Here is an 18108-nt window from a genome sequence, read left to right on the forward strand (position 1 = left end):
TTGTTTCAGCGGCAAGGCGCTCCGCTCGCATTCAGGTCCAGGCACCGCCCATCCATCTTTGGCGCAGTCAGCGGCAGCGCGATCTGGTGCGCGAGCGTGGGCGCGATATCGACCGTCTCGACGCTGCCGGTGTGTTCGAAGCCGGTCATCCCCTTGCGCCAGAACAGGATCGGCACGCGGCGGTCGTAATCGTACGGGCTGCCATGCGTCGCGACGAAGCCTTTGGTCGGATCGGGGATCGGCGTGACGCGCGGCTTGAGGAACACGATTAGCTCGCCCGAACGCCCGGTCTTGTACGACGCGCGCGCGCGCTCGATCAGGCTCCATTTTTCGGGCGGGCCCTTGGGGCTCGGCGTGGCGAGGATCTGTGCCTGGGTGAACACTTCGGCCACCTGTGGAGCGGCCTTGTAATAGGCGATCGCCGCGGCCTCGACCGCCTTGTGCTGCGCGGGCGTCAGATCCCTGGCGATATAGACGTCGCCATTCGGGATGTCGCCGAACAGCACGGGCTTGGCGATGCCGAGCTTGGCGGCGATGTCCTTGCCCGCGATCATCGGGGCGAGCATCACCTTCGCGCGCTGCGCGGCGGGCAGCCCCGCGTCGATCTCGCGCTCGGGGATGTCGTTGCCGCCATGATCGGCGGTCAGCACGACTTCGTAATCGACCCCGGTCGAATCGAGTACCTTGAAGAACGAGCCGAGCGTCGCGTCGAGCTGCTGGAGCTGGATGCACATCTCGGCGCCTTCGGTGCCATAGGTGTGGCCGATATAGTCTGTCGCCGAGGCGCCGACGTCGATGATGTCGGTGGTCGCGCCTTGGCCGAGCTTCATGTCCTGGACGAGCCCCGCGGCCAGCGCGACGATCGCACCGTCGAACGCGGGCGAGGCGCGGAAGCCCGAGGCGCTGCCCGCGGCGCGTTCGAAATGGCCGGCGCCGACGGTCTTGCCGGCACCGAGCGGCACCGCGCGGTCGTGCGCCTTGCACACCTCGGGTACATCGAGCGCGGCTTGCGGCGCGGCGACATTCGCGGCGGTCGCGGCATTGGCGCGGACGACGACCGCGGGTGTAACGCGGCCGGCATAGCTGACGAATGCCTTACCGTTCCACCACCAGAGTTCATCGACGGTATGGCCACCCATCATCACCGCGGCGCGATCCTTGCCCGCGACCGACACGACGCGGATCGCGGGATTGGCCGCCTTCATCCGCTCGCCGAGCGTGGGGACGAGCAGATGCTTGTCCGACACGGTATAATCGGCATCGTGGCGCGAGCCGGGGACGGTTTCGTCCTCGGCGCAATACACGACCTTGTCGTCGCGCGCGACGCTGAGGTCGGTCCAGCTGTTGGCGATGATGCCGGTATGTTCGGGACGGAAGCCGGTCAGGATCGTCGAATGGCCGGGGCAGGTCTCGGTCGCGGCATGGCTCTGATAGCCGCTCGGGAAGACGCCGCCCTGCTGCAGCCGGGCGAAGCCGCCGGTGAAGGTCTTGCGGTATTCGTCGAACAGATCAGCGGAGAATTGATCGACCGAGATGACGACGATCAGCTTCGGCGCGCTCGCGGGCGGGGTGAACGGCGCGGCCTGCTTGGCGAAGAGCGGTGCGCCGAGCAGCGCGAGCGCCATCGCGAAAAGGGAAGCCTGTCGTTTCATCTCGTGTCTCCGCCACTGCTACTTGACCGCTCGCGCGCTATGGCCTTGGTGCGCGGCAGCTACAAGGATGTGCGAATGCGCTGGTTTCGTTTCTGCGTGATGACGGTCTTGGCGGCGCTGGCGGGAAGCGCCGCGCATGCCGAAGCCGGACCGCTGGCCGGCGGGGCGCATCATCTGGCGATCACGCTGGTCGCGGAAAGCGCCCAGCCCAAGGCGGGATCGGACGTCACGCTCGCGCTTGCAACGGTGCCCGAGCCGGGCTGGCACGGCTATTGGGAGAATCCCGGCGATGCGGGCTTCCCGGCCAAGCTCGACTGGACGCTGCCCAAGGGCGTGACCGCGAGCGCGCCGGTCTATCCCGTGCCGGGGCGGCTCGTCGTCGCCGATCTGATGAACTATGTGTTCGAAAAGCCCTATGCGCCGCTGGTGACGCTCAAGGTTCCGGCCGGTCTCGCCGCCGGGACTGCGCTGCCGATCAAGCTGCACACCACCTATCTCGTCTGCTCGGCGACGGTGTGCGTCCCGGAAGCCGCCGATCTTTCGCTTTCGCTGAGCGTCGGCGATGGCGCGCTCGCACCCGACACGCAGGCGCGCTTCGATGCCTGGCGCCGCGCCGTGCCCAAGCCGCTCGATGCCAAAGGCATCTTCCAGACAAGCGACGGCCGCATCCGCATCGCAATTCCTTATCCGGCGGGTGCAGCGCCCAAGGACGCCTATTTCTATCCGGTCACGACCGGGCTGCTCGATTACAACGCGCCGCAGATGGTCTCGCAGGACGGCGAGCGGCTCGTGATCGAGACCAAGGCCGGGGCGGGTGCCGGGGCGGGGCCGCTCGTCGGCGTGCTGCAGATCGGCGCGCAGCAGGGGCTGCGCGTCACGTCCGATCGCGGAACGGTGCCCGCTGCCATATCGACCGGCGCCGCCGGGGGCGTCGCGATGGCGACGCTGATCGCGTTTGCCGGCGCGATGCTCGGCGGGTTGATCCTCAACATCATGCCGTGCGTCTTCCCGATCCTCAGCCTCAAGGCGCTGAGCTTGGCCCGCGGGCACCTCGACGAGGGCGCGGCGCGGCGTGAGGCGCTGGCTTATACCGGCGGCGTCGTGGCGGTGTGCGTCGCGCTCGGCGGCGCGATCCTCGCGCTGCGGGCAGGCGGCAGCGCGGTCGGCTGGGCGTTCCAGCTGCAGGATCCGCGCGCGATCGTCGTGCTGCTGCTGTTGACCGTCGCGCTGTCACTCAACCTCGGCGGGCTGTTCGAGATCCCGACGCCGCAATTCGTCAACCGCTCGGGCGGAGCGGGCGGCGCGTTCGCAACGGGCGCGCTCGCGGCGTTCATCGCAACGCCGTGCACCGGCCCGTTCATGGGCGCGGCACTGGGCGCGGCTTTGGTGTTGCCATGGCCCGCCGCGCTCGCCGTTTTCGCTGGGCTCGGGCTCGGCCTTGCCATTCCGTTCCTGCTGCTCGGCTTCGTTCCTACGTTGCGCAAACGCTTGCCCAAGCCCGGTGCGTGGATGGAAACCTTCCGCCACATCCTGTCGGTACCGATGTGGCTGACCGCGCTCGCGCTCGCCTGGGTGCTCGGGCGGCAGGCCGGGGTCAACGGGCTGACGCTCGGGCTCGGCGCGGCGCTGTTCGCCGGCTTCGCGCTGTGGATCGGCGGTCGCCGCCAGGCGCGCGGGCTGGCGTTCGGCTGGGGGGCGCTGATCGCGCTGCTGATCGTGACCGTCGGCGGCGCGGCGCTCGTGTCGCGCGCGCCGGCGCAGGCCGCGGTCGCCGAGGCGGGCAGCGAGCCGTTCACCGAGGCGCGGCTCGACGCGCTGCGCAAGGCGAACCGGCCGGTATTCGTCTATTTCACCGCCGATTGGTGCCTGACGTGCAAGGTCAACGAAAAGGCCGCGATCGAGACCGATGCGACGCGCAAAAGCTTTGCCGATCACAAGGTCGCGGTGCTGCTCGGCGACTGGACCAACGGCGATGCCGCGATGGGGCGCTTCATCGAGGCGCATAACCGCGCTGGCGTGCCGCTCTACCTCTATTACGCGCCCGGCGCGGCCGAGCCGCGGGTCTTGCCCCAGGTACTGACGCCGGGGATATTGGCGGCGCTATGATCGCCCGTATCCTTGCCTGCTTCGCCGTCCTGATCCTCGGGATCGGCCCGGCGAGCGCGCAATCCTCGCCCGCATGGTCGCGACCGACCGCGCCGTTCCATATCGCCGGGCCGATCTGGTATGTCGGGACCGAAGGTCTCGGTGTTTATGCAGTGGTGACGCGCGAGGGCACGATCCTCGTCAGCGGGCCGCTGGCGGAGAGCGCCGGGCTGGTCGAGCGCAATCTGGCGACGATCGGGGTACGGCCGCACCAGATCAAATGGATCCTCAATTCGCATGCGCATTTCGACCATGCGGCGGCGTTTGCCGAACTGCGCCGCTGGAGCGGCGCCGAGCTCGTCGCCTCGGCGGGCGATGCGCCGGCACTGCGCCGCGGTCGGCACGAGGCCGACAATGAGAACGGCCACACCCGCTTCGCCCCGGTCCCCGTCGACCGGATCGTGCGCGATGGCGAGCAGGTGCGCGTCGGCGACGTCGCGCTGACCGCGGTGCTGACCCCAGGGCATACGCCGGGCTGCACGACCTGGACGACGGCGATCGTCGATCACGGGCGGCGATTGAACGTGGTGTTCCCGTGCAGCGTGACGGTGGCGGGCAACCGCCTGATCGGCAACCGCGCCTATCCCGGCATCGTTGCCGACTATCGCCGCAGCTTCGATCGCCTGGCGACACTGCCCGCCGATATCGTGCTGCCGATGCACCCCGACTTGGTCGACCTGCTTGGGCGCGCAAAGCGCCGCGATGCGGGGGCGACCGATGCTTTCGTCGATCGAACCGTGTTGCCGCGCCTCGTCACCGATGCCCGGCGCGACTTTGCGAGCGCGCTGGCGCGCGAACCCGGGCGTTAGAGGTAGGAAATCTTTTTCACACCGCTTGTGCGGCGCAACAATCCATCGCAGCATGGAACCCGGCACGTATCTGGGGGCTTTACCATCTCGATGGGGACACGACCGGCGTTTGACGAAATCATGGGGCGGGCGGGGTCGACGACCCCGCGGGACGCGCTCGTCGCGCTCGGCGCCTGGATCGAGACGACCCCCGATGCCGAACTGCGCCGCCGCCAGCAATCGGCCGAGGCGACCTTCCGCCAATTGGGCATCACCTTCGCGGTTTACGGCGAAAGCGATGCGAGCGAGCGGATCATCCCGTTCGACATCGTTCCACGGATCTTCCTTGCTGATGAATGGGAACGGCTGTCGGTCGGCCTCGTCCAGCGCGTCGAGGCGATCAACGCCTTTCTGCACGACATCTATGGCGAGCGCCGAATCCTCGCCGAAGGCGTGCTGCCGCCCGACCTGATCTTCGGCAATCCGCAATTCCGCCCCGAGATCGCCGGCATTCGCCCGCCGCACGACATCTGGGCGCATATTTGCGGGATCGATCTGGTGCGCACCGGGCCCGACGATTTCTACGTGCTCGAAGACAATGCGCGCACGCCGTCGGGGGTGAGCTACATGCTCGAGAATCGCGAGGCGATGCTGCGGCTGTGCCCCGAGCTGTTCCGCGAATTCCGCGTCGCGGCGGTCGATTCCTATCCCGATCGATTGCTCGAGACGATGAAGTCGGTCGCGCCGCTCGGCGTCGCCGCTCCGGTGTGCGTCGTCCTGACACCGGGGCATTACAACTCGGCCTATTACGAGCACAGCTTTCTTGCCGATTCGATGGGGATCGAACTGGTCGAGGCCGCCGATCTCGTCGTCGACGACGATGTCGTGTGGATGCGCACGATCGCCGGCCGCGTGAAGGTCGACGTGATCTATCGCCGGATCGACGACGATTATCTCGACCCGCTCGTCTTCCGCCCGGACTCGATGCTCGGCGTGCCGGGGCTGATCGCCGCCTATGCCGCAGGCAATGTCGCGCTGCTCAACGCGCCGGGCAACGGCATCGCCGACGACAAGGCGATCTATTCGTACATGCCCGAGATCGTGAAATTCTATTCGGGCGGCGAAGCCAAGCTGCCCAATGTCGAGACGTGGCGGTGCCGCGAGCCGCAGGCGCTGAAATATGTGCTCGAGCGGCTGCCCGAACTTGTCGTGAAGCTGGTCGATGGATCGGGCGGATACGGCATGCTGGTCGGCCCGACCGCGACCAAGGCCGAGATCGAGACCTTCCGCGCCGCGCTGATCGCCGAGCCGCATCGGTACATCGCACAGCCGACGCTTGCGCTGTCGACCGTGCCGACGCTCGCCACGGCGGGGCTTGCCCCGCGTCATGTCGATTTCCGGCCGTTCGTGCTGACCGGATCGAAGGGCGTGCAGGTCGTGCCCGGCGGCCTGACGCGCGTCGCGCTGAAGGAGGGATCGCTCGTGGTCAATTCCTCGCAGGGTGGCGGCACCAAGGACAGTTTCGTGCTGATGGACAATGGCGCCAAGCCTGCGCCGACTACGCAGCTCCAGTCGCAATCGCAGACGCAGGAGCAGGTTTCGTGAGGGCGCCTGTTTCAATCCTCCCCGGCACGGGGAGGATATTCATGCTGAGCCGCACTGCATCTTCGCTCTACTGGCTCGGCCGCTATGTCGAGCGGACCGATTTCATCGCGCGGCTGGTCGAGGCGACAGTCCGGCTCGACGTGCTATCGCCGCGCCCGGCGGGGGAGGCGGCGTGGGCGTCGGCGCTTGCCGTCACCGAGACCGACGCCGCCTTCGCCAAGACCGGGCAGAGCATCTCGCAGAACCCGGTCGCGCGCTTCCTGACCGTCGATACCAGCCATCCCGGCTCGATCGTCCGCGCGCTCGACATGGCGCGCAACAATGCGCGCGCGGTGCGCACCGCGCTGACCAAGGAAGCCTGGACCGCGATCAACAGCGCCTGGCTGATCTTCGACAATCGCTCGAGCCCCGGCGGCGCGATGGCGACGCTCAACCTGGTCGAGGCGGTCAAGGCCGAGACGCGCGGGTTCGAGGGCGCGGTCCACCGCATGCTGCGCAACCAGACGACGTGGTTCATCCGCCTCGGCCAGGCGATCGAGCGCGCCGACAACACCGCGCGCTTGCTCGACGTCAAATATCACATCCTGCTGCCCAAGGGCGAAGCGGTCGGCGGCGTGGTCGATCGCGACCAGTGGACGACGATCCTGCAGACCGTGTCGGCGGTCACCGCCTATCGCTGGCTCTATTCGGAAGGGTTGAAGCCGGCGAACGTCATCGACCTGCTGATCGCACGCTCCGAATTGCCGCGAAGCCTCGCCGCGTCGGTCGAGGAAGCGGTCGAGATCCTCAACCTGCTCGCCAAGCGGACCGGCCTGCACGGCGAGGCCGACCGCATGGCGCGCAACCGCCATCAGCGCCTGTCGCGCACCAGATCGGGCGAGGTGATCGCGCGCGGGCTGCACCAATATCTGCAGGGCTTCATCGCCGAGAACGACAATCTCCACATGGCGGTCGGCCGCCAGTTCAAGTTCAGCTGATGCGGCTCGCGATCGATCACCGCACGACGTATCGCTTCACCAGCCCGCAGGCGCGGCTGACCCAACTCCTCCGATTGACCCCCGAAGACACGCACGACCAGTCGGTCGCGGGGTGGAACCTCCATGTCGATTGCGACGCGCGGCTGCGCTATGGCCGCGACGGCTTCGGCAACCGTACGACGATGCTGTATGTCGAGGGGCCGATCGACAGTATCGAGATCCACGTCTCGGGCGAGGTGCTGACCAACCGCTCGCACGGCATCGTGCACGGCGGGCACGAGCCGCTGCCGCCCGAACTGTTCCTGCGTGAGACCGCGTTGACCAAACCCGACGCGGCGATCGCCGGCTTCGCGGCTGGGATCGGCGAGACCGACCCCGTCGCGCGGCTGCACGCGCTCAACCTTGCGGTCCATCGTCGGTTCGCGCTGTGTCGCGGCCGACCGGTCGCCGGGCGGACCGCGATCGAGGCGTTTGCCGAGGGCTCGGTCAGCTCGCGCGACCTCGCGCAAATGTTCGTCAGCGCGGCGCGAACGCTCGGCGTGCCGGCGCGGTACGTGTCGGGCTACAGCCCGGCGTGCATCGATGTGGATGACGGGCGCCCGGCGCCGCATGGCTGGGCCGAGGCGCATGTAACCGGGCTGGGCTGGGTGGCGTTCGATCCCTGCACCGGCATGTGCGCCGACGAAGCCTATGCGCGCGTCGCGGTGGCGCTCGATTCAGCAGGTGCCGCACCCGTCGCAGGCTCGCGGCTGGGCGAGGGCGACGAAGTGCTCGACGTCGATCTCCATGTCGATCGCGCGTCGGGACAGTAAGCGCCGAGGCGATCAGCCGGTGGTCACCAATCGCTCGGCCATGATCGCGTATTTTTCCGCCGGGGGCGAATAGACCGCGTCTTCGTCGACCAATACGCTCCATCCGTGGGGCCCCAGCACCTCGATCGGGCGATAGCGGATCTTGTACGCCATCCGCGGCGAGCCCTTCACCCAATAGCCGAGATAGACATAGGGCAGTCCGGCCGCGCGCGCGCACAGGATATGGTCCATGATGATAAAATTGCCGAGCCCGGGACGCTCGACGCTGTCGGCGTCGAAGAAGCTGTAGATCATCGACAGGCCATCGGCATGCTGGTCGGTCAGGCATGCGCCGATCAGCCGACCGCGCTCGCCGTGCTGCGAGGGTTCGCGATATTCGATGATGAGGCTGTTGACCGGCGAATGTTCGACCATGTCGGCATAATCGCCTTCGTCCATCTCGGCCATTCCGCCGCCGGGATGGCGCGAGGCGAGATAGCGGCGGAGCAGCTGGAATTGCTCGTCGGTCGCCCACGGGCGGCAAGCGGCGACCTCGATCTCGGCATTGCGGCGAAGCTGCTTGCGTTGCGTCGCATTGGCCTCGAAGTCGGACGCGACGACGCGAACCGAGACGCAGGCGGTGCAACCCGAGCAGCTCGGCCGATACGCGACCGACTGGCTGCGGCGGAAGCCGATCCGGCCAAGCGCATCGTTAAGATCGCTCGCCTGTTCGCCGCGCAATTCGGTGAACACTTTGCGCTCCTGGCGCCCCGGCAGATACGGGCAGGGCGACGCGCTGGTGACGAAGAATCGTGGAAAGCGGAATGGCGCTGTCACCGCATGGTGTCCCTTGAACTGGCGCGTCTCGCTGCCCCCCGCGGCCAGCTCGCGCCACCGTTATGAATCGTCGCGAACGTGATGAAAAGCGGCTTTACCAACAATGGTGGTTAACGCCGCATTTGCTGAATCGATTCAGCGGCCTGGCAATAAAATGCACCTTTCCCGCGCCCCGCGATAGAGTCGCGGGACTCGGTTGGCCGCACGCCAGATTCGTTTCGTCACGCGAGTTCGACGGTACTCACTTCATAGCCCCCGGCGCGCAATGCGGCGATGAGCCGGTCGAGATGCGCGCGGTCGCGCGTCTCGCATTCGACATCGGTGATCAGCCCCTTGGCGGGGAGCGTCGTGAAGACGCGCTGATGATAGATCTCGATGATGTTGACGCGTTCGGCGTCGAAGATCCGCGCGACGTTGAACAGCGCGCCGGGCTGATCCTGCAGCCGAATCCGCAATCGCGCGAGCCGCCCCGAGCGCGCGAGATCGCGCAGCAGGACGTTGGCGAGCAATCGCGTGTCGATATTGCCGCCGCACAAAACGACGCCGACGGTCTTGCCGGCGAAGCGCTCGGGATGCTGGAGCAGCGCCGCGAGGCCTGCCGCGCCGGCGCCCTCGACCACCGTCTTCTCGATCTGCAGCAACAGGCTGACCGCGCGCTCGAGATTGCGCTCGCTGACCAGCACGATGTCGTCGACCAGCGCCGCGACCATGCCCGAGGTGATCCCGCCGGGTTCCTTGACCGCGATGCCCTCGGCGAGCGTATCGCCCGCGCACGGCATTTCGGTGCCGTTGATGCGGTTGAACATCGACGGGAACAGCTCGGCCTCGACCCCGACGACTTCGATCGGATGGTCCGCCGCCGCGGCGACCACCGCCATGCCCGAAATCAGACCGCCACCGCCGATCGGGGTGAGGAAGGTGTCGATGCTCGGCACATCCTGCAGCATCTCGATCGCGCAGGTGCCCTGGCCGGCGATCACGCGGACATCGTCGAACGGATGGACGAAGGTCAGTCCGCGCTCGGCTTCGAGCTCGCGCGCATGGGCATAGGCCGCGTCGAACGTGTCGCCGAACAGCACGACGGTCGCGCCGTGGCCCTCGGTCTGCGTGACCTTCACCGTCGGCGTGTTGGTCGGCATCACGATCGTCGCCGGGATGCCGAGCCGGTTGGCGTGATAGGCGAGACCCTGCGCATGGTTGCCCGCCGACGCCGCGATCACGCCGCTCGTCCCCGCCGGCAGCTGGAGCAGCGTGTTGAGCGCGCCGCGCTCCTTGTATGCCGCGGTGAACTGCAGGTTCTCGAACTTGAGATAGACCGTCGCGCCGGTCAGCTCGGACAGCGTCTTGCTGATGAAGGTCGGCGTCCGCACGATCTGGTCGGCGATCCGGGCATGCGCCATCTGGACATCGGCGAGGGTGACGGGGAGGGTTTCGGGCGCGGGGCGGGGATGAGTAGCCATGCCGCCGCCTAGACCATCTGGCGCGACGAAGGAACATTGCTTATCGCACTGGGGATGCAGACCAAGTCCTTCGCCCGTCGCGCCGCTTTCGCCCTTGCGGCGCTTTCGCTCCCGACCGCTGCCTTTGCCGATGGGTTGATCGACAACGTCACCGGCATCACGCTCGACAAAGACGGCAAGGTGCTGCGCTTCACCGGCCTGCTCGTCTCGCCCGAGGGCAAGGTCGTCAAACTGCTCGCCGATAATGAGAAGCGCCCGGCGAAGCTCGACTGGCGCGCCGACGAGCATGGCAAGGTGCTGCTCCCGGGCTTCATCGACGCGCATGGCCATGTGATGGAACTGGGCTTCCGCGCGCTCGAGCTCGATCTGTCGGACACAAAGTCGCTCGACGAGGCCAAGGCGCGCATTGCCGCTTATGCCGCCGCCAACCCCGAAAAGAAGTGGATCATCGGCGGCGGCTGGAACCAGGAGGTGTGGGCGCTCGGCCGCTTCCCGACCGTGGCCGATCTCGACACGGTGGTGAGCGACCGCCCGGTCTGGCTCGCGCGTGCGGATGGACATGCCAGCTGGGGCAACAGCGCGGCGCTCAAGGCGGCGGGCGTCACCGCCAAGTCGGTTGCCCCCGCCGGTGGCCGGATCGAGAAGACCGGCACGCAGCCGAACGGCGTGTTCGTCGATGCCGCGCAGGCGCTGGTCGAAAAGGTCGTGCCGCAGCCGCAGCCCAAGGAGCGCGACGTCGCCTTCCTCAAGGCGCAGGAGATCCTGATGTCCTACGGCATCACTGCGACCGCCGACATGGGCACCAGCATGGACGACTGGCTCGCGTATCGCCGAACCGGCGACGCGGGCAATCTGCGCGTGCGGATCATGAGCTACGGCATGGGGGTCGATACCGCGGTGCGGATCGGCGGCGCCGGGCCGACGCCGTGGCTGTACGGCGACCGGCTGCGGATGGGCGGGGTCAAGCTCTATGCCGATGGCGCGCTCGGCTCGCGCGGCGCGTGGCTCAAGAAGCCGTATAGCGATGCGCCCGGCCAGACCGGGGCGGGGTTCATGTCCGACGACGTGATCCGCAACTATATGAGCCGCGCCGCGCTCGACCATTATCAGGTCGCGGTCCATGCGATCGGCGACCGCGCCAATGCCGAGGTCCTTTCCGCGATCGAGGACATGGCCGATACCTACAAGGGCGATCGCCGCTGGCGGATCGAACATGCGCAGATCGTCGACCCGGTCGATTTGCCGCGCTTCGGCAAGAACGGCATCATCGCCTCGATGCAGCCGACGCACCAGACGAGCGACCGCGTTATGGCCGAGGCGCGACTGGGCCCGGATCGGCTGGTCGGCGCCTATGCGTGGAATTCGATGCTGAAGACCGGCGCGACGCTCGCCTTCGGGTCGGACTATCCGGTCGAGAAGCCCGATCCGTTCGCCGGCTGGGCGGCGGCATTCACGCGGCAGGACGCCGAAGGGCAGCCGTTCGGCGGCTGGCGTCCGGAAGAGCGTATCACGCGCGAGCAGGCGTGGTGGGCGTTCACCGGGGGCGCGGCCTATGCCGGCTTTGCCGAAGACAAGTTCGGGCGTCTGGGAGTCGGGCAGCGCGCCGACTTCATCATCGTCGACCGCGACCCGCTGCTCGCCTCGCCGACCGAATTGCGCGCGACCAAGGTCGAGCAAACCTGGATCGGCGGCGCCAAGGCATGGAGCCGCAAGTAACAAAAAGGCCGCGACGTCCCCCGATGTCGCGGCCTGTCTCCCGCCGCAGCGGGAGCGGTAAACCTTTTGACCCTTACGCCACCGCGGCGGCCGGGCTCATCATCTCGTCGGCCTCGCGCAGCACATAGCCGCGGCCCCACACGGTCTCGATGTAGTTCTCGCCCTCGCAGGCGAGCGACAGCTTCTTGCGCAGCTTGCAGATGAAGACGTCGATGATCTTCAACTCGGGCTCGTCCATCCCGCCATAGAGGTGGTTGAGGAACATTTCCTTGGTCAGCGTCGTGCCCTTGCGCAGGCTCAGCAGCTCGAGCATCGCATATTCCTTGCCGGTCAGATGGACTCGGCTGCCATCGACTTCGACCGTCTTGGCATCGAGATTGACCGCCAGCTTGCCGGTGCGGATGACCGACTGGCTGTGCCCCTTCGAGCGGCGCACGACGGCGTGGATGCGCGCGGTGAGCTCTTCGCGGTGGAACGGCTTGGTGACGTAATCGTCGGCGCCGAAGCCGAAGCTGCGCACCTTGCTGTCCATCTCGTTGATCCCCGAGAGGATCAGCACCGGCGTCTGGACGCGCGCGACGCGGAGCTTCTTGAGCACGTCATAGCCGTGCATGTCGGGCAGATTGAGGTCGAGCAGGATGATGTCGTAATCGTACAGCTTGCCGAGATCCAAGCCTTCCTCGCCGAGGTCGGTCTTGTAGACGTTGAAGCCTTCGGCGGTCAGCATGAGCTCGATCGCCTTCGCGGTCGTCGGCTCGTCCTCGATCAACAATACGCGCATCTGGGCGGTCCCCGTTTCTCTTCAGACGTTCGGAGCTCCCTGCGGCCCGATCTGCCTGACACAAACCATTAACCTGATCAGTGATGAAGGCAAAAGGTTAATTTCGCATTAATCGGCCTGAATCCGCGAGTCGCGGGGCGATTCGGTATCGCCGATGAGATCCTCGCCGAGCACTTCGCGGAGATAGAGGCTGCGCACGAGCGAGAAACTGACGACCAGCAAGCCTGCCGAAAAGAACAGTCCGAACAGCCCGAATACGAAGCCGATCGCGATGATCGCGAACACCGTGATGGCGGGCGGGATGTCGATCACGCGGCTTTGCACATAGGGCGTGACGAAATTGGTCTGGATCACGCGGACGATCGCATAGGTGATCAGCGTGCCCATCAACGGCGTGGTGCCTGCGGTCGCGGCGAGACCGAGTGCGGGCAGCATCGCCGCGGTCGGCCCGACATAGGGGATGAATTCGCTGAGACCCGCGAGCAGGCCGAGCGCCCAGGCCGAGGGCACGCCCGCGATCCACAGCCCGGTGCCGACGAGCAGCCCCATCGAGGTCATCCCGATCAGCTCGGCGCGCAGCCACAGCCGCAGCGTCGTCCCGACATCGGTCAGCGCGTCTTCGAAAGCCGGGCGCACCGAGGGCGGCACGAGCAGCAGCGCGCCGCGCTGGTAGACGTCGGGATCGGCCGAGAAGAACAGCGCCCCGACGAGCAACAGGATGCAGTTGAGCAGCAGTTCGCCGCTGCCGCTGAGCAGCCCGCCGATATCGCGTGCGACGCGCGAACCGGCGAACGCCGCCTTGACCGCCTCGACGATCTTCGCCCCGACCGGCGATTGCGACAGCCAATGCGAAAGCTGGTCGAGCAAATGCGGCAGCTGCGATACGAGCTGGTTGATCTGCTGCGCGAATTCGACGCCGAACAGCCAGCCGAGAAAGCCGATCACGGCCAGCACCGTCGTCACCGCGAGCGGCATGGTCGCGCGCTTCGGTACCCATTTGCCGTACAGCTCGGCGATCGCGCGGATCGCGACCGCGCCAAGCATCGAGCCGAAGGCGAGGATTAGCAGATTGCCCGCGCGCCACACCGCCGCGGTCAACGCCACGATTAGAACGACGATCAGGACGCGGCGGATGAACCGGGCGTCGTCGGCATCGGGGGCTAAGCGCTTCACGCTTCGGTAACGCAGGGGTTGCGAACTTTTTCCGTCAAAAAGGCCATCAGCGCCTCGACCCGCGCGGGGCGCAGCGCGCTCGGCGGGGTCATCAGATGCAGCGCGATCGGTGGGCCGTGCCAGTCGGCGAGCACCACTTCGAGATTCCCCGCGGCGATGTCGGGGCCGACGATGAAATCGGGCAACAGACCGATGCCGAGGCCTGCCCGCAATGCCGGGAGCAGCGCGTCGCCGTTGTTCGAGGAGAGCGGGCCGCTCGGGCGCACCGCGGCTTCCGCCCCATCGGCACCGAAGAAGCGCCATGGGCCGGTGACGTTGGTATAGCCGAAACAGGCATGCTCGCCGAGCTGGGCGGGGTGCGTCGGCCGGCCATGCTGCGCGAAATAGGCGGGCGAGCCGACGACATGCACCGCGATCGGCCCGAGCCGACGCGCGCGCAGCGAGCTGTCGGGCAGGTCGGCGATGCGCAGCGCGATGTCGAAGCCCTCGGCGACGATGTCGACCTTGGCGTCGGACAGGATCAGTTCGATCTCGATGCCGGGATTGAGCTGGAGAAATTCGGCGACGAGCGGCGCGACCACCGCCAGGCCGAGCGTCATCGGCGCGCTCAGCCGGACGAGCCCGGTCGGCGTGGTCGCGGCGTCGTGCGCGGCTTCCTCGGCCGCGATCGCTTCGGCTAGGATGCGTGCGGCGTGCTCGGCGAGGCCCTTGCCCGTCTCGGTCAGGGTGAGGCGGCGCGAGGTGCGGTGGAAGAGCGATTGGCCGAGATGCGCCTCGAGCCGCGTCACCGCCTTGGAGACGGTTGCCTTCGAAACACCGATCGAATCGGCAGCGCCGCTAAACGAGCGGTGTTCGACGACGCTGGCGAAGATCGCCCAGGCTTCGAGATCGGGAAGGCGCATTCGGGACAGCTCCAGGCAATGCTTTCTCCTACATGTCGAAACGATCGGTTTCTAGTGTTTCCATTTACCGCGTAATCCAAATGCCTATCTTGGTGCCAACGCAATTCCTTCGGGAGATCCACGATGATCGAGAAACGTTCGTTCGAAAGCCTCGGCCATGCCGAGCATGGCTGGCTCAATGCGCGCCACCATTTTTCCTTCGCCAATTATTACGAGCCCGCGCGGATGGGCTGGGGCGCGATCCGCGTGTGGAACGACGACGAGATCGCCGCCAACAGCGGCTTCCCGCCGCATCCCCACCGCGACATGGAAATCGTCACCTATGTCCGCAAAGGCGCGATCACGCACAAGGATTCAATGGGCAATGAAGGCCGAACCGGGGCGGGCGACGTCCAGGTGATGAGCGCCGGGACCGGCGTGCGCCACGCCGAATACAATCTCGAGCCCGAGCAGACGACGATCTTCCAGATCTGGATCGAGCCGAGCCGCAAGGGCGGATCGCCGAGCTGGGGCGCCAAGCCCTTCCCGAAGGACGATCGTTCGGGCCAGTTCGTGACGCTGGCGAGCGGCTTTGCCGAGGATACCGACGCGCTGCCGATCCGCGCCGAGGCGCGCGTGCTGGCCGCGCTGGTGCGTGCCGGCGAGACGATCACGCATGAGGTCGGGCCGGGGCGGCATGCCTATCTGGTGCCCGCGACGGGATCGGTCGAGATCGACGGCCAGACCTTCAGGGCGCGCGATGGCGCCGCGATGGATGGCGGGCAGACGGTGACGATCACCGCGCTCGAAGACGCCGAACTGGTGCTCGTCGACAGCCAGTGACCGCGTATCCCCCTCCCGCTTGCGGGAGGGGTTAGGGGTGGGGCGTGCAGCAAGCGCAAACCTCTCCCTTTCAGACTTCCCACCCCCGGCCCCTCCCGCAAGCGGGAGGGGAGCTAGAAGAAGAAGGATTATCCGATGACCAAAGTTCTCGTGCTCTATTACTCGTCTTACGGCCATATCGAACAGATGGCCGACGCCGTCGCCGAAGGCGCGCGCGCCGGCGGCGCCGAGGTCGACATCCGCCGCGTCGCCGAAACCGCGCCGCAAGCGGTGATCGAGGCCGCGCACTTCAAGACCGACACCGCGCACGAGCTGATCGAAAGCCCCGATGCGCTCGCCGATTACGACGCGATCATCGTCGGTGCGCCCACGCGCTTCGGCCGCATGCCGAGCCAGATGGCGAGCTTCTGGGACACCACCGGCGGCCTGTGGTTCGGCGGCAAGCTCATCGGCAAGGTCGGCGGCGCGTTCACCTCGACCGCGAGCCAGCATGGCGGTCAGGAGACGACGCTGTTCTCGATCATCACCAACCTGCTGCATCACGGCATGACGATCGTCGGCTTGGATTACGGCTTCCAGGACCAGATGGGCGTCGACAAGATCCGCGGCGGCTCGCCTTATGGCGCGACGACGATCGCGGGTGGTGACGGCAGCCGCCAGCCCGAGGCCGAGGAACTCGCCGCGGCGCGCTATCAGGGCAAGCGGATCGCAGAGACCGCGGCGAAGCTCAAGGCCTGAACCACTTGCGCCCCCGCCGGTCGATCGGCGCGATGATCGGCGGGGGAAGCAATTGCGGCAGGACGACCGGCGGCGGGGCGCTCGGCGGCTTGAGCCAGATGTCCGAGACGTCGCTCACCCGCGGGCTCCCCGGATACGTCGCGCGCGCGCGGACGAAGGTCATCCGCGCGCGCGCCGCGCCCGTCACATTGACGTTCGCGCCGACCCAGCGCCAGTGCCATGGCTCCCAGGTGACGCCCTGCGCATTGCCCATCGGGAAGGACAGTTCGAAGCCGAATTCGGGCGCATGGCTGATCAGCCAGCGTCCCGCGGGCGAGGTCGCCATGCACGGATCGACATCGGCGCAGCCCGGCGACGGGCGGATCCCGAAATCGATCGCATAGCCCGTGGCGTGCTCGCTATAGCTGGGCGGGCCGACCGAGCGCGCGCGCATCGCCGGATCGCCGCATTTGCCGGGCCTGCCATGGTGGCAGAACACCGCGCGCTGATGTGCAATCGAGCGGAAGCAGGAGATGCCACGCAACGTTGCGCCGACGCCGGGGGTCAGCGTGGCCGCGGTGAGCATCCGGGCGAGATCGGGCGCCGCGTCGCGGTGGACCATGCACGCTTGCCCGACCCCGAAACCGGCGGGCGCCGCGACGAGGTCGGTGTGCGCGACTTCGGGATAGGGGAGATGGCCGAGCATCCGACCGTCGGCCATCGCGGCGGGAAGGTCGCCGGGGTAGACGCCCGGCGGGGTGCTGGTCTGGGCAAGGCAGGGGGACGCCGCCCACAGCCCCGCCGCGATCCAGATCGCCCAAGTTCCGCTGCGTCGCACGGCCTCGGCTCTGGCATGTCGGCGCTTGCGGTGGCAAGGGGGTCGCATGCTGGCCAATCATGTTCTTTTCCTCGACGGCGAGGCGCTCGTCATCGACAAGCCCGCGGGGCTCCCGGTGGATCGTCCGCGCGACGGATCGCTCTCGCTCGAAAACCATCTCGATGGGCTGACTTTCGCCTTCAAGCGCTGGCCGGTGCCGGTGCATCGGCTCGATCGCGACACGTCGGGCTGCTTGCTGCTGTCGCGCAATCCCAAGGCGCACGCCCGGCTGCAACAGGCGTTCGAGCAGGGGCTGGTGCGCAAGCGCTATCTCGCGGTGCTCGAGGGCGTGGTCGAGGGCGAAAGCGGGCTGATCGACCTCGCGCTCGCCAAGGTCAGCACCGAAGAGACCGGCTGGCGGATGGTCGGCGATCCGCTCGGTGCCAAGGGCAGCAAGGCGTCGCGCACCGCGTGGCGCGTGCTGTCGATCAAGGACGGGCGCAGTTTCGTCGAATTCATCCCCGAGACCGGCCGCACGCACCAGATCCGCGTCCATGCCGCCGAGGCGCTCGGCGCCGCGGTGGTCGGCGATCCGATCTACGGCAACGGCACCAAGGCGAACGGTGCCGCGACGCTGCTCCACGCTGCCGAGCTGACCGTCCCGCGCGTCGGCAAGGAGCCGATCATCGCCAAAGCGCGGCTGCCCGAGCGCTTCGTCGCGGCGGGTTTCACCGAGGCCGACGCCGCGCCGCAGGAATAGCGCTTTCCTCGAACGACCCGACCGACTAGACCGCCCGCTCCCCGGGGGGCCGCTGATGCGCGGCTGAGAGGTGGGCTGCAGCCCACGACCCGCTGAACCTGATCCGGTTGATACCGGCGTAGGGAGGGCTGGCGGCTGAATTCCGTTGTCCTCCCGTGTAGGAGT

16 protein-coding genes and 1 riboswitch are annotated in these 18108 nt (G+C 67.4%); of the genes, 9 read left to right on the plus strand and 7 right to left on the minus strand.

Features of this window, described 5'->3' with window-relative positions:
- Positions 1-5 precede the first annotated feature (5 nt).
- A complete protein-coding gene (locus RH90_RS09770) occupies positions 6-1625 on the minus strand; it encodes an alkaline phosphatase family protein (RefSeq protein WP_010185406.1) in 1620 nt (539 codons plus the stop codon).
- Between the two features lie 102 nt (positions 1626-1727).
- On the opposite strand from RH90_RS09770, the gene RH90_RS09775 reads away from it, so the two are divergent.
- The 5 genes from RH90_RS09775 to RH90_RS09795 all read left to right on the plus strand — a co-directional run bounded on the left by RH90_RS09775 (position 1728) and on the right by RH90_RS09795 (position 7979).
- Positions 1728-3758, plus strand: coding sequence for a protein-disulfide reductase DsbD family protein (locus RH90_RS09775; protein ID WP_010185407.1), 2031 nt, complete (start codon positions 1728-1730; stop codon positions 3756-3758).
- Positions 3755-4606 carry a subclass B3 metallo-beta-lactamase gene (bla, locus tag RH90_RS09780; RefSeq protein ID WP_010185408.1) on the plus strand — a complete coding sequence of 284 codons (852 nt, stop codon included), beginning with the start codon at positions 3755-3757 and terminating at the stop codon, positions 4604-4606. Before RH90_RS09775 ends, bla begins: the two co-directional genes overlap by 4 nt.
- 90 nt (positions 4607-4696) lie before the next feature.
- Entirely contained in the window at positions 4697-6190 is a 1494-nt protein-coding gene (locus RH90_RS09785) for a circularly permuted type 2 ATP-grasp protein (RefSeq protein ID WP_029625204.1), read from the plus strand.
- A 41-nt stretch (positions 6191-6231) separates the two neighbouring features.
- Positions 6232-7167: an alpha-E domain-containing protein gene (locus tag RH90_RS09790; RefSeq protein ID WP_010185410.1), complete on the plus strand. Its 936-nt coding sequence runs from the start codon at positions 6232-6234 to the stop codon at positions 7165-7167.
- The gene (locus RH90_RS09795) at positions 7167-7979 is read left to right on the plus strand and encodes a transglutaminase family protein (protein ID WP_010185413.1); all 813 of its coding nucleotides are present in this window, start codon (positions 7167-7169) and stop codon (positions 7977-7979) included. The genes RH90_RS09790 and RH90_RS09795 overlap by 1 nt, the downstream gene beginning before the upstream one ends.
- A gap of 12 nt (positions 7980-7991) precedes the next feature.
- On the opposite strand, the gene RH90_RS09800 is transcribed toward RH90_RS09795, so the two are convergent.
- Both RH90_RS09800 and RH90_RS09805 read right to left on the minus strand, forming a co-directional pair.
- On the minus strand, positions 7992-8795 hold the full coding sequence (locus tag RH90_RS09800) for an arginyltransferase (RefSeq protein WP_029625205.1): 804 nt from the start codon (positions 8793-8795) through the stop codon (positions 7992-7994).
- Positions 8796-9016: 221 nt separating this feature from the next.
- On the minus strand, positions 9017-10255 hold the full coding sequence (locus tag RH90_RS09805; RefSeq protein WP_029625206.1) for a threonine ammonia-lyase: 1239 nt from the start codon (positions 10253-10255) through the stop codon (positions 9017-9019).
- A gap of 54 nt (positions 10256-10309) precedes the next feature.
- Between RH90_RS09805 and RH90_RS09810 the strand changes: the two genes are divergently transcribed.
- Positions 10310-11971 carry an amidohydrolase gene (locus RH90_RS09810; RefSeq protein ID WP_010185416.1) on the plus strand — a complete coding sequence of 554 codons (1662 nt, stop codon included), beginning with the start codon at positions 10310-10312 and terminating at the stop codon, positions 11969-11971.
- Between the two features lie 73 nt (positions 11972-12044).
- Here RH90_RS09810 and ctrA read toward each other — a convergent pair whose 3' ends face one another.
- The 3 genes from ctrA to RH90_RS09825 form a co-directional block, all read right to left on the minus strand.
- Positions 12045-12752 carry a response regulator transcription factor CtrA gene (gene ctrA, locus RH90_RS09815; protein WP_010185417.1) on the minus strand — a complete coding sequence of 236 codons (708 nt, stop codon included), beginning with the start codon at positions 12750-12752 and terminating at the stop codon, positions 12045-12047.
- Between the two features lie 108 nt (positions 12753-12860).
- The gene (locus tag RH90_RS09820; protein WP_010185418.1) at positions 12861-13925 is read right to left on the minus strand and encodes an AI-2E family transporter; all 1065 of its coding nucleotides are present in this window, start codon (positions 13923-13925) and stop codon (positions 12861-12863) included.
- Entirely contained in the window at positions 13922-14827 is a 906-nt protein-coding gene (locus RH90_RS09825) for a LysR family transcriptional regulator (protein WP_010185419.1), read from the minus strand. Before RH90_RS09825 ends, RH90_RS09820 begins: the two co-directional genes overlap by 4 nt.
- Positions 14828-14950: 123 nt before the next feature.
- Here RH90_RS09825 and RH90_RS09830 point away from each other — a divergent pair, with 123 nt between their 5' ends.
- Together RH90_RS09830 and wrbA are read left to right on the plus strand one after the other, a co-directional pair.
- Positions 14951-15649, plus strand: coding sequence for a pirin family protein (locus RH90_RS09830; RefSeq protein ID WP_010185420.1), 699 nt, complete (start codon positions 14951-14953; stop codon positions 15647-15649).
- A 135-nt stretch (positions 15650-15784) separates the two neighbouring features.
- Positions 15785-16387, plus strand: coding sequence for an NAD(P)H:quinone oxidoreductase (gene wrbA / locus RH90_RS09835; protein ID WP_010185422.1), 603 nt, complete (start codon positions 15785-15787; stop codon positions 16385-16387).
- On the opposite strand, the gene RH90_RS09840 is transcribed toward wrbA, so the two are convergent.
- Positions 16377-17204 carry a M15 family metallopeptidase gene (locus tag RH90_RS09840; RefSeq protein WP_010185423.1) on the minus strand — a complete coding sequence of 276 codons (828 nt, stop codon included), beginning with the start codon at positions 17202-17204 and terminating at the stop codon, positions 16377-16379. The two genes, wrbA and RH90_RS09840, sit on opposite strands and share 11 nt — an antisense overlap.
- Positions 17205-17250: 46 nt before the next feature.
- Here RH90_RS09840 and RH90_RS09845 point away from each other — a divergent pair, with 46 nt between their 5' ends.
- Positions 17251-17943 carry an RluA family pseudouridine synthase gene (locus tag RH90_RS09845; RefSeq protein WP_010185424.1) on the plus strand — a complete coding sequence of 231 codons (693 nt, stop codon included), beginning with the start codon at positions 17251-17253 and terminating at the stop codon, positions 17941-17943.
- Positions 17944-17975: 32 nt separating this feature from the next.
- A riboswitch (TPP riboswitch) is annotated at positions 17976-18085 on the plus strand.
- Positions 18086-18108: the final 23 nt, after the last annotated feature.

It is taken from the genome of Sphingomonas sp. PAMC 26605, from assembly GCF_000241485.1.
Lineage (GTDB): Bacteria > Pseudomonadota > Alphaproteobacteria > Sphingomonadales > Sphingomonadaceae > Sphingomonas.